Origin of the sequence: Turicibacter sp. HGF1 (genome assembly GCF_000191865.1) — a bacterium.
Lineage (GTDB): Bacteria > Bacillota_I > Bacilli_A > MOL361 > Turicibacteraceae > Turicibacter > Turicibacter sanguinis.
Map to the genome: position 1 here is coordinate 1 of NZ_AEXQ01000078.1, position 13,148 is coordinate 13,148.

At 35.3% G+C, this 13,148-nt stretch carries 5 protein-coding genes and 1 riboswitch; of the genes, 1 reads left to right on the forward strand and 4 read right to left on the reverse strand.

The genetic code is table 11. The annotated features are described in order from the left end of the window. Positions 1–23: 23 nt before the first annotated feature. Positions 24–6,893 carry an NPCBM/NEW2 domain-containing protein gene (locus HMPREF9402_RS07670; RefSeq protein ID WP_009607036.1) on the reverse strand — a complete coding sequence of 2,290 codons (6,870 nt, stop codon included), beginning with the start codon at positions 6,891–6,893 and terminating at the stop codon, positions 24–26. Positions 6,894–7,104: 211 nt separating this feature from the next. Beyond that, a riboswitch (cyclic di-GMP riboswitch) is annotated at positions 7,105–7,191 on the reverse strand. A gap of 229 nt (positions 7,192–7,420) precedes the next feature. On the opposite strand from HMPREF9402_RS07670, the gene HMPREF9402_RS14885 reads away from it, so the two are divergent. After that, a complete protein-coding gene (locus HMPREF9402_RS14885; RefSeq protein ID WP_262949936.1) occupies positions 7,421–7,543 on the forward strand; it encodes a hypothetical protein in 123 nt (40 codons plus the stop codon). A 204-nt stretch (positions 7,544–7,747) separates the two neighbouring features. Here the strand turns inward: HMPREF9402_RS14885 and HMPREF9402_RS07675 are convergent, their stop codons facing one another. The 3 genes from HMPREF9402_RS07675 to HMPREF9402_RS07685 all read right to left on the reverse strand — a co-directional run bounded on the left by HMPREF9402_RS07675 (position 7,748) and on the right by HMPREF9402_RS07685 (position 13,036). Beyond that, positions 7,748–8,146, reverse strand: coding sequence for a hypothetical protein (locus HMPREF9402_RS07675; RefSeq protein WP_006784109.1), 399 nt, complete (start codon positions 8,144–8,146; stop codon positions 7,748–7,750). 239 nt (positions 8,147–8,385) lie between these two features. Then, entirely contained in the window at positions 8,386–12,519 is a 4,134-nt protein-coding gene (gene gltB, locus HMPREF9402_RS07680) for a glutamate synthase large subunit (RefSeq protein WP_238526656.1), read from the reverse strand. Positions 12,520–12,670: 151 nt separating this feature from the next. Continuing rightward, the gene (locus tag HMPREF9402_RS07685) at positions 12,671–13,036 is read right to left on the reverse strand and encodes a hypothetical protein (protein ID WP_006784111.1); all 366 of its coding nucleotides are present in this window, start codon (positions 13,034–13,036) and stop codon (positions 12,671–12,673) included. Positions 13,037–13,148: the final 112 nt, after the last annotated feature.

Genomic DNA, 13,148 nt, shown 5'->3' on the forward strand with positions numbered 1-13,148 from the left:
TCTTTTTTGTTATTTGTTAGATTTTACTTTTCGAACATATAAAGAACTTGAAGTTGTAAATCATCAAAGTGATCAATGAAGCCAACATAAAGTGTATAAACACCAGATTCTAATGTGTTAACATCAATGGTAATAAATCCATTCTCATCAATCATCGTTTCAAGTGTCGTCTCCTCGAAGGTTCGATTATTTCTTAAAGATAAAATTGGCAATAGGTTTTCACCTTTTCGATTAATCACATCGAATTTAAATTGAATTTTTCCATCTTGCGGGGTTAACATTCCACCCTCGATGATTTGGTATTCTATTTTAACATTTACCAATTTTGTTAATGAAGATAATGGAGACAAATCTTTAATTTCATTATATGAAATATCTAATGTCTCTAGATTGTTCGCATACTCTAATCCTTTTAGGCTAGAAATACGAGAAGAGCTCACATTTAATTCAGTTAATTTTAATAAATCCCCTAGTGTAATCTCTGTTGTTGCTAAATTTAATTGGCTAATGATAGCTGATTTTAAAATTGAATCTTCAAACTCAATAACTTGAGTTAAATCGATTATTTCTTCTAATCCATTTATTGCGGATTGCAGTTTTTCAATCATTTGATTGACGTCTGCTTGTTGACTATCATTCGCCTTAAGCATCTCCATTGCTTGATTAATAGTGGTTTGTAAAAGGGCAATACTTTCTTCTGTATAACCTTCTAAATCAATCAGGTTCGCCTGCTCTACTAATTCAATTAATAATTCGTAATTTGTTGCCACAATTAATTGTTCTAAAGCTTGTGCCAATTGAGTTGTTAATTCATTGATAATTTCTTGCGTATAACCCGCTGCTAATTGTTCATTAACCCTTGTGACAACCGAGATTAATTCACTCCAAGATGCTTCTGTATAATGGTTTGCATTTAACTCACTGATGCTTGTTAGTAAATCATCGAGTTGTGTTCGATCAATTCCCACACTTTCACTGTTGGCAAAATGTAGTTTTGTATCTCCCCAAGTGGCGTGATCTGATCCATCACCATTTCCACCATCTTTAACGACTAGTTTAAGTTGTTTTGCTCCAGCGATGCTAACTTCAACATATTTTTTAGCATCACGTGAATTCATGACCCCACTATCAAAGGCTAATTCATTATCAACAAAGACTTCAAATTGTACACTTCCAACACTTCCATGCATGGCACGATCTACCCCAACATATGCTGAGAAAATATCGTAGTTTTTGTCACTTAAGTCATAAATAATTGTTGCCGTTGAGTGGGCTCCAATTCCTCGTTCGTAAGTTGCAACCGTTCCATCTTCGTTTGTTAAGCGTAATGTATTTGAGCTTGCCGATTGATCTTTTTTTGTACTTCCATAGCTTTGTTTAGCTGAAGTCCAATCATAATCTGTTAAGTAGTCGAAGTCTTCTAAGTTGACAACCGAAATATGGCGCGTTTTTTCAACTGTATTACCATCAGAGTCTGCGACTTTATAATGAATGCTATACACTCCTGGTTGATTAAAGTTGATGCCTTCTAATCCACTCACGATGACAGACGGTGTTATATCACCATCTTCTTGATCGATGGCTTGATAAATACCTGCTATATTTTCTAATGTTTCCCCAACTTTAACCGCTATATCTTTTTCAACAGTTAAAACAGGAAGTTTCGCTTGTAACACTTGTTCTGCTTTGACAAAGTAGGCTTCAAATAGTTCATAGGCTGGATAACTTGCTTGAATTTCTTCTTTGAAAGCATTTAGCTTTTCAAACGTATTATAAGCTTCAGCCACTTCTGTTTGTGTTTCATCTGTAAATAATTGAGTTTGAAGTTTTTTCGCAATCTCATCTTGTTTATAGAATGAAACATTTCCTATTGATGCCCACCCTTGATTCGCTTCAACGAAGACAAATTTGACACGACGAACGTCTTGACGATTTAAAGTGAATTGAATGACATCATTAGTATTTCCTGTATAGGTTCCTGCTCCGGCATAGATAAAGTCATTTCCTGTTGCTTCACTTGAAACATAAACTTCAAATTTTGTTGCAAATCCTTTTCCACCACGACGCCCCGCATACGTCATCGTTGCGACATCCGAATTTGTTCCTAAATCGAACACGACTTCATTTTTAAAGGTTGGACTGTTTGGTGAATTTGTTTCCCAATGCGCATTTAAATCTGATGTTATTGCATTTGCAATCACACTACTTCCATAATGTCCGGCATTATTAGAAACTGATGCGACTGGAATTTTAAACATTTCGTTATACGCTGCTAATTGACTAAATTGACCGTATTTTGATTTTATTACTGTAAAATCTTCATACACAACAACATAAGCCGTTTTTTCCACCTTATTACCATCGCTGTCACTAACTCGGTAAGTCACTTCAAAGCGTCCCACTTTATTTTCTTCAAAGTTATTTGAAATGATTTCAATTTCCTCTGTTAAATCTCCATCTTCTGCGTCAGTGGCATTTAATCCTGCCCTAAAATCAACCGCTTCTCCTAAGTAATAGGTTTGATCCATCACCGTTAAGCTTGGTTTAGCATTGTTTGTTGTTAAAATAGGATGAGCAATCACCCCATGATCACTTGTATTTCCATTTCCGGCATCATTGACTTCAATTACTAATTCATTTACACCTTGAACTGGAACTTTAATCGCCACCATATTATCAGCATGACGTAATGTATTCGTTGTCGCTACAACTTCTCCATCGGCTTTAATCACAAATTTAATACTTGAATTGGTTTGTTCAACGATGGTCATATCCACACCGACTAAGGCTTCAAAATAGTCATAGTCTAAGTCTGATAAATCATAGGTAACACTAGATGTTGCATGAATTCGAAGTCCATTTTCAAAGTTTTTAATGTCTCCATTCACACGACCTTTAATATCTGTTTTACGAATTGTTCCATAACCTAACTTAGAGTCTGACCACTGTAAATCTGATAAGTAATCATAGTCACTTACAACGATTACAAGAATCGTTTTAGTTGCAGTTACTCCGTGATCTTCGACTGTATACTCAACTGAGTAAGTTCCTTTTTCTTCCGTATTAACGGCTCCACTGACAACAATTGAATCCGTCATATCCTCTCCAAGATAGTTTGTTGCCTTCACTAAGTCCATTGGATTGAATGATTCGTGAAGTTTAATGGTATATGTCTCTTGCTGTACATGAAGCGATGGTGATAGCGATTGAATGCTAACAGGGGTTGCTGTGTGTAATGTTTTATCATAAGCAACAACCGTATACTCAACTTGTTCGCCAATAACGGCCTCGGTATCAATAAAGCTATTAGTTGAGGTAAATCCGATTAATTCGCCACTTTTAAAGATTTCATATCCCATGACATCATTTGAGGCACTTTGATTAACATGGAATGTGAGTTTAATTTGATCTGATAATGTCGATAGATTGAGTGCTGTGGTGACATTATCATCAAATCTCGTTCCCTCGTATTCGATGTAATCATAATTAGCGTACCAAGTCTTCACATTTGGTTTTTCATATTGTCTAGTGAATTCTTTTGTTTCATCTGACACGAAGAATCCATGGCGTTCAAAATGTTCCGTTAAGTCCAACTCTAAAGCAATACTAGAATATTTAGCTAATTGATTTAATTTATCATTAGCTGTATTACTCGAATCTAACACGACATTATTTTCACGATACAGGCTATTTAATTTCCCCCAATAACCTGGATAGATCATTTCAAGTTGCCAAAATACTGCTAATTGTTCAAAATATCCACCTGCATAATAGGCGTTATTATCTGTTGCAATTACATTTTTATAAACGTGGCTTTCAAATGGAATTCGTTTATTTGGTTTATTGTAATAATATGATGAGAACTGAGGAATCATGTTATTCGTCACTTCTCCAATTGTTCGAACGCCAATATCTAAACGGTGCCCTATTTCATGGTCAACACCCCATCCACCAATGCTCGTTAGCATTGAAACCATCACATCGCTTTGAACACCGATATGATTTCCTGCTGCATACATATATCCAAATGGTTGTGCTAAACGGATATTTTCACGTGTATACTTCACATCATGTTGCAGGCTACTTCCGTCTAACCCTAAGTAATCAAATACCATGTCCATATGATCATTGTACATATTAACGGTATTCATTGGGCCAAATTCTTGCTCGATATACGCTGTATAAGCCCCCGTTGCTGTCCCAGTGAATACTAGGTGATCAGAAACAACTTCAACGACATCAATCATTTGACGATCCATTACATCTGGATTAGCGGCCTTATCTGCATCTAGACGAGTTTTATAATCTTTTAGTAAGTCTAAAAATTCTTGTTCATTTGTATTAGCATCCATCATTGGGAATTTTTCAACCCCCTCAGCGAATCGGATAATAGGAGCTTTAGATTGTTGTTCCTCTGTATATGGATTTAAAATATAAACGGCACCACCAGGGGTCACACTATGATTATACCATCCATCATTTTGTGAAACTGTCGGTACTGTAATAACATTTTTCCCAATATGTAAGCTAACCGTTCTTCCCCAATTTGCAAAACTTCCTTCTTGCTGTGAAAAAACTAATTGTGGTAGCGGTTGTCCAGGCTCTGCATCCACATAAACTGTAATTTCTTTACCTGCTAAAGCAACAATTCCTGTTGATTGGAAGTTATCCCCGAATCCAAATTTTAAATTTTGACTGGCGTGAGCATTACGATCCCCATGCTGTTCGGCAACAACTGTTTTAATAGTTTGTAACTCCCCGTTCAAAATATCTTTTGCAATTTGAATCTCTTCTAAGTAAACAGTTGCTAACGGATGTCCTTCAACCTCTGCTTCTAACACTGCTAATTTTTCAATCGTATTATACGCTTCAGATACGGTATCCATTAATCCATCCGTAAATAAGTTTTTCATTTGATTTAAGACAGTATCTTCTTTGTAAACGCGAATATCTCCAATAGATGGTCTATCTTGATAAGCCTCTTCAAAGACAAATTTAATACGTTTTGCTTTGGTCGAATCAAACTTGATTTCTAACATATCATTTGTAACAGTATAACCACCTTCTGAAACTTTTTGGAAATTATCCCCTGATCCGACCGGTGAAATATAAATACTAAACTTGGTTGGAAATCCTTTATTAATTGTTCTCGCCTTATAGGTTAAACGATCGATTTCGGTTGCTTTATCTAAAGTTAATACGACTTCATTCTTAAATGTTTCACTATTAGGGGTTCCTGTCTCCCAGTGAGTTGTTACATCTTCATCAATCGCATAATTTATTGCTGCTCCACCATAACTTCCACCATTATTACTAATATTAGAAATGTTTACACGAAATTGCTCATCATACTGATTGATATAATCCGTATAGAAAGGTGTAAACTTTGACACGTTTGATGTTCCGGATTGAATAACACCAAATTCTATTAATTCTTTTGCTAAATTTAATTTTTCAAGATATTCGTCCGCAAATGGATGATTTTTTGATAATTCGATCAAGGAATTAAGTGCACCAAGAGTTCCAAATTCAGGAGTGATTTCACTCATTGAAGGATCAACGAATAATCGATTCATCATTTCTGATAAGCTATCTTGTTTATAAATTCCAAACTCAGAGGCAACTGCCCAATCTTCATATCCCTTAGTAAACACAAATTTAATTCGACGTGCTTCTGTTGGATTAAATAATATTTCCATCGTATGATTCGTATCAATTGACATTTGTCCACTGGTTACCTTTTCAAACGTTTCTCCCTGGCTAGTTTTTGAAATATAAATTTCAAATTCTTGAGCAAAACCGCGTGAACGATTATTGGTATACATGATTCGGTTAACTGTTGTTAATTCATCCAAGGTCACAATCACTTCATTTGTATGAGTTGATGTATTTTGTTTTCCTGAATGCCAGTTAGTATTGAAGTTACCATCAATTGCTTTAGTAATATCATTCGATGCGTATTGCCCACCATTTGTTGTAATACTTGTAATTTTTTCAGAAGGAATTTTATATAACTCGTCATATGCCTCTAATCGTTCATCCGCTAATGAAGTGAATTTAGATACAATCGCATTCATATAAACAACTTCCATACTCTCAAGTAAAACTCGTGCATTATTAAAATCTTCTTTATACTCATCGTATAAAGGATGATTCATCACTGTGGCTTCGAATTCATTTAATTTTTCAAGTGTATCAACATGGGAACTTAATTCATTTTTTGATTCATTCGTAAACATTTCATTCATTTGTTCAAGAATAGCATCTTCTTTATAGAACCAAAATTCTGAAGCACTCGCCCAATTTTGATTAGCTTCTTTAAAAACAAATTTAATTTTTTTTACTGTCATCGTTGGAAATTTAAATTCTAAAAGATCTCCTGTTGTTTTATGTTCTCCCGTTACTAATAATTGATAATCTTCATCGCTTCCACTTAAAGAACCATAAATTTCGAATTCAGTTGGAAATCCTTTACCTTTTGCTGAATCTTGTCGAGTCGCATAGATTAAACGATTAATGGATTCAACTTCTTCAAATTCAAAGACAACTTCATTTTTAAAGGAAGAATTATTCTGCTTTCCGGTTTCCCAATGAGTTGATAAATTTCCATCAATTGCTTTATCAATTGAACTTGATGAATACTGTCCCCCGTTATTCGTAATCGATTTAATTTGACTTGTTGCTATTTTAAATTGTTCATTATACGATTCAAAGTTACGATAATTTGTTAAGGTAAATGGCGTAATTGTTGCTGTAACACTTTGCATACTTTTTGATTCATTTAAATCGACTACCGTTTCTTTTGCTAATTCACTAGCATAAATGTCGATCATTGGTGAAAAGTTAGATGCTATCAATGATACTGCTAAAATAGCTGATAGTTGTTTTTTCATACTTCGTCCCCCTTGGAAAATTTTTAAGGATTATTCAATAAAACAATGGAATATTCGCCTCTTATCTGACTAAGAAAACTATTCCTGCCTAAGAAAACAAAAAACTACCCTAAAGGGTAGTTACCATCTAATTTAAGCACCACAAAAAGTTCATAACTAATCACATCATGTTAGTTTTAATCAATTTATGACGAACAAAGAATAGATTTTCTTCGGCAACTGGCTAGCATAGTCTCAATTGACCTTAGCCCCTTTAGCTTTGCGTCTTTGGATTTCTCCAAATTTGCCTATAAAATTTAGGATTTATACATTTTTTCATGCGATTTCTACAACTTTTACGCATTCCCATCATACAAGAAATTCCCAGTGAATGTAAAGTAGAATCTAGGTGTCAAGATTGTCACCCATTTAACTTTAATAGCATTTTATCGAACGCTTCCCCAATAAAAAATTATCTTTTTTATGTCACAATTGAGAATTACTTTAATTTTTTTGGTAAATCATAACGATGAAGGAGGTGACAAATGATGTCAGGAAAAATGCATAAATATAATGAAAAAAAAGTTAAACAACCTGGTAAAGTTTATGAAGCAGGTGAACCTGTTCCAGGAACTGGAGTGACAACTAAGAAAAAAGAACAAAAACATTAATGACATTTAATATCAGTCCTTTTTTACCTCAAAGAAAATGGACTGATTCTCTTAAATTGTAATCAATTTTAATAAACGAATCAGAACCTCAAATAATTAAATAGGCCGCTAATCATTAGCGGCCTATTTAATTTCAATGGAATATCTAAACGCTTTACTCGTCATCTGTGAACCCTTCTTCAAGTATTTTATCATGGCTGGCGCTTAGTTTTGAATATCTTCAAAATAATACTTCACTGAATCTGGTACAAGATAAATATCGTAAATTTCATATCGGTCTTCTTCTGGCCATGGAACAAAGGAGACAAGTATCATTTCCCCATTATCTAACTGCATCATGACGAAGTTTGAATAACTCACTCCTGTTGAGCCTGTCATATTTTTTAATCCTAGAAACTTTTCATACGTTGCCTTTTCTTTGAATAGATCATGAAATAATTCAACATATTCTTTATAAGACTCGTCGTCTGTTTGAACTAAATTTCCTGTTAAAGTTGAAAATAATTGAATGGATGTATGAATCGGTGTTTCCTGTAGATTCTCTTGTCTTTGACACCCTGCTACGATGAACAGTAACATCATGATCATGATTTTTTTTAACATTTCATTCCCCCCTTTAATTCATCACCTTTAAGCGCTATTAAATTTCATAATATCAGCTCCTACAAGACATCATGTCCCTTTATATCTCGCATCTTATATTTTTCCCCCTCATTGCAATCATGGTTATCCTTTTCTTTAACATCCTATTCCCCTTACTACTAAAACGATTATACCATTTTTTAACAATATTTATTTATCATTGTATTAAAAAAGTGCTATCTCAAGGATAGCACTTTTGGTTATAGTTCTAATTCATAGTAATCTGATGATGTAATGAGTGTAAAGTTCAATGCCTCTTCTTCGAAGTTAACTAAAATTTTTGAGGCAAGTGTGTTATTTGTTTTGATCACGTAATCTTGTAACACAGCACTTAGAATTTGTCGATGTTCTTCTTTCATTTCAAAGACATTGACGTAGGCCGTATTAAGTTTTAGGTTGAGATCCGATGGTTTATAAATGAATAACAATCCACCTGTCATACCGGCACCAATATTCGCGTCCACATCTCCTAAGGAAATAACAACTCCACCTGTCATGTATTCACAGGCATGAACTCCCATTCCGTGATTGATTGCCGTTGCACCTGAGTTACGGACGGCAAAACGTTCTCCAACTCGCCCTTCAAGATAACATGTTCCTGAAGTCGCACCGTAAAGAATCGTATTTCCAGCAATTAAGTGATGATTGATATATTCAGGGTTTTCTTCTTCTAATTGGCGAATCGTCTCATTAACTTTAACGGTAATACGTCCGCCACTTAATCCTTTACCAACATAGTCATTGGCATATCCAGTATGAATAAGTTCAACACTTTCGTTCATGAAGGCTCCAAAACTTTGTCCAGCGTAACCATAAGTTTCAAATGTACGCATTTGATCACTTACGAGTTGCACCCCAAGTGTTCTTAAAGAAGAATCAATAGTATTTACTTCGTTTGCCACTAACTTTGGCACTGGTATCTGCTGTTTTCTCACATTCATATCTTGAGTCACAGGCAATGGTTGTAACCAATCTAATTTTAAATGATTTGGCACAACTAAAAGGTCTGTGCGTCCACGAAGTTCTTCAAGTGATTTCACTCCAAGGTAAGACATAATTTCACGTGTTTGGCGCGCCACATAAGTTAAATAAGTTTTTAATAACGTCGGATCTTGTTTGAGGCGAGCACGCAATGTTTCATCTTGAGTGGTAATTCCAGCGGGGCATTTACCTGTATGACATTGTTTACATCCGATGCAGTCTACCATGACAAGGCACATGGTTCCGATTCCGAATTCATCGGCTCCAAGGATTGCTCCCATGACCACGTCATACCCTGATTTAATTTGTCCATCAACTTGGATAAACGTTTCATGACGTACATCATTTTCTAGTAATGATTTGTGCGCTTGATATAGCCCATATTCCCAAGGAAGTCCCGTGTATTTTAGTGAAGATTTTGGTGAAGCACCTGTTCCTCCATTAAATCCTGAAATAACCACTTTAGCAGCTCCTGCTTTAACCACTCCATTTGCAATCGTTCCAACGTTTGCAAGTGATGCTAATTTAACACTGATCAGAGCAGATGGATTTGTTGTTTGTAAATCATGAATTAACTGCGCTAAATCTTCAATGGAATAAATATCGTGGTGAGGGGGTGGTGAAATTAAATCTACACCTTGTTTGGCATAGCGAACGCGGGCAATATTTTCATCAACTTTTGATTTTGGTAAATGTCCACCTTCTCCAGGTTTTGCACCTTGTGCCATCTTGATTTGAATTTCTTCAGCGCTACGTAAATACTCATAGGTAACACCAAAACGGCCTGAAGCAACTTGCTTCACTTTTGAAGCGGTCATCGTTCCAAAACGTTCAACAAGTTCCCCACCTTCACCGCTATTTGAAGATGCTCCAAGTTCATTAAAAGCACGGGCAATCGTTTCATGAGCTTCAATAGATAAAGCACCGTATGACATCGCTGATGCAACAAAATGACGAATAATCTCTTCGACTGGTTGAACGTCTTCGATTGCTATCGATTGAGTTCTGTTTAAGCTTAAGCAATCACGAAGGTTAATTTGGCGATTTCTTTCTTCTTCAGTTAAGCGTTTGAATTCATCATAATCATTAGCGGATACGACAGCTTTAATGTCTTTGATGAATTTTTTTGAGTATGCGTGATTCATGAAGATTGAGTCCATGTTTTGATATTCATTGACTTTTGCTAAATCTAGCCCTTCTCCTAGTAATCCCGCTTCAATGTCTTCGTAGGATTTCCCACCAAATAATGATGATTTACTTGTAAATAAAGAGGTCACCTCATCATTTAGACCAACAACTTCAAACACTTTTGATCCACGGTACGAAGAAATCGTTGAGATTCCCATTTTAGCCATTTGTTTTAATAAAGCGGCTTTACATCCATTTAAATAATTTTTAAGAACTGTTTCTTTATCTTCTACATTTTTTGTAATGACGTGATAGCAGAAATATGGATAGATGAAGTCACCTCCATAAGCAAGTAACATTGCAAAATGAATCGGTAAACGGGCATCACCACATTTTAAGATGAGTCGAACTTCTAGACGTTTCCCCATTTTAACTAATACTTCATGCGCAATACTTGTCGCCATTAAAGATGGAATGACTTTTCCTTCACATTCATCGTCTAAAATAATGATATGAACACCTTCATTTGTTGCCTCAATGACGCTTTGTCTGAACTTCGCAACAGCATCACGTAAGGTGGTGTCAATTTTTAACGATAGGTGAATGTGTTTGAATGTAGTTTCCTTTAGTAAAGTTTCATATTGATTTTGCATTAAAATAGGTGATTCTAATTGATACACTGGGTAAGTTAATGGCTCATCTTTTAATGAGACAACCGGTGTTAAAGAAGTCTTTAATGAGAAGACTCTTTTTTCACGGATTGAATCCAGTGGTGGGTTGGTTACCTGTGCAAAATTTTGTTTGAAGTAATCGAAGAATAGTTGTGGACTAGACTTTAAAATATTCAACTGTGCCGTATATGGAAAAGATCCAATGGCTTCCTTTCCCGTCTCCACTAATGATTTTAACTCTTGCATGTATTCGGCTTTAGTGTAGGCAAATTTTTGTGTGTAATCTGCTACTTCTGCGTTAAAGTCATACTTTGCAGCTGGTTTGATTATTTTTTTTGTCAACCACTCATGATATGGATGTTGCGCGGCTAACATAGCTTTGACTTCTTCGTCTTTTGTGATGATTTGGTTGTCTAAATCGATACAAAGTAGCTCGCTTGCTTGAATTCGGCTTGCCATTTTGATGTTTTCAAGCGGTGTATTTAGGACCCCAATTTCTGAGGCTAAAACGACTTGTTTGTCTGTTTGAACGTAGCGGAATGGACGTAATCCATTGCGGTCAAGAGTAGCAATTAATTTATGCCCATCACAAATAATAACCCCAGCTGGCCCATCCCATGGTTCTTGTTTTAAATTACTATATTCATAATACGCTTTAAGTTCCTCACTCACACTCGCATCTTTTTCGTATGCTTTAGGTAATAAACGCGTCACGATATTTTCAAGGTCAAATCCTTCATAGATCCAAGACTCAAGCGTTCGATCAAGATTTGCACTGTCTGAATGGCGCTCATTACAAATTGGATAAACGTCTTTATGAGTCGCAAGTCCAACGCGTGAATTTGACCATTCAATATTACCTGACACCGTATTGATTTCTCCGTTGTGTGCTAAATATCGGAATGGCTGTGCTAAATTCCAAGATGGATTGGTATTGGTTGAGAAACGTTGATGTACGATACAGAAGTTTGAATGGAACGCTTCATCTTGTAAATCTAAGTAATAATTCGGTAATTCTTCAGGTGTCAATAATCCCTTATAAACAACTGTTTTTGCTGAGCATGATGATATGTAACACGTACGATCAGCTAAATTAGCAAACTTCCATTGTTGCTCAATGCGACGACGCACCTTATATAATGTCACTTGGTCTTCACAATCTAAAATAAATTGCATAATAAATGGTTCTGTTGCACGTGCCTTTGGTTTTAAAAGAGTTGAATCAACAGGCACCACAATTTCTTTCATGACCTCAACATGATTTGATTTCATTGCATCATGTATAATATCTAATGCTTTTTTTCTTTCAACTAAATCTTTTGGTAAGAAAGTCATCATAAGGGCAAATGAACCTTTGATGTCATATTTTTTTTCATAATAATGATGGGGAATTTGCATTAAAATCCCACATCCATCACCTGTCCCATCCTTCGCTTTTCCCCCGCGATGGCTGAGTGCTTTTAAGAGGGTCATCCCCTGTTGAATAATTTCATGGCTATAAGTTCCGTCAAGATTAGCGATGGCCCCAATCCCACAATTTGAATGATCAAACATCATGCTTTCCTCCTTACTCCTACATAAGTATCTCCCAATTTTAGGTACTTATGTTAATTATCATATGAAGTGTTCATATCGTCAACTATCATACGACCTTTTCTGACACTTAAGGATAAAAAAAGAGAGCTAAGTCGGACATTAGCTCATCTTAATTTGATTTCACTTTTTTCGGCTTACTTAATTGATCTAATTTCCAAGGCAATCGATTGGCTAAGACAACATAAGATTCAAATCCTAAAATTAGTGTCGCGATAAGATATAGGGGGAAGCTAACTTGTATCGCAGTAGCTATTATTCCTACTAAATGCCCAATTTTCGGCATCCGACTTCTACTGCATTCACGATATGTATAAGCATGAAGTAATAATAAAACGACTAAACTAAATGAATTAATAATAAAACCACCAAGTAATCGACTCGTCCATAACTGAGTGGCTGGGATTAAGAGTAACATAAAAACAATTTGTAAAAAGATTGTTCCTAATTTTAAAAAACCTATTTCTTTTCTGATCATCTTATTTCCTCCTTTACCTATAAAATATGCAAAGGCCTAGAATTGGGAACTAAAGTTTTGACTATCATCAATCATTTTTTAAAAAGCAAATTTCTAAAATAAGACTCAAAAA

What these genes read in the sequence shown, in the direction of transcription:
- HMPREF9402_RS07670 (WP_009607036.1), bottom strand. Translation starts at nt 6,893, where the DNA reads ATGAAAAAACAACTATCAGCTATTTTAGCAGTATCATTGATAGCATCT.
- HMPREF9402_RS14885 (WP_262949936.1), top strand. Translation starts at nt 7,421, where the DNA reads ATGTCAGGAAAAATGCATAAATATAATGAAAAAAAAGTTAAACAACCT.
- HMPREF9402_RS07675 (WP_006784109.1), bottom strand. Translation starts at nt 8,146, where the DNA reads ATGTTAAAAAAAATCATGATCATGATGTTACTGTTCATCGTAGCAGGG.
- gltB (WP_238526656.1), bottom strand. Translation starts at nt 12,519, where the DNA reads ATGTTTGATCATTCAAATTGTGGGATTGGGGCCATCGCTAATCTTGAC.
- HMPREF9402_RS07685 (WP_006784111.1), bottom strand. Translation starts at nt 13,036, where the DNA reads ATGATCAGAAAAGAAATAGGTTTTTTAAAATTAGGAACAATCTTTTTA.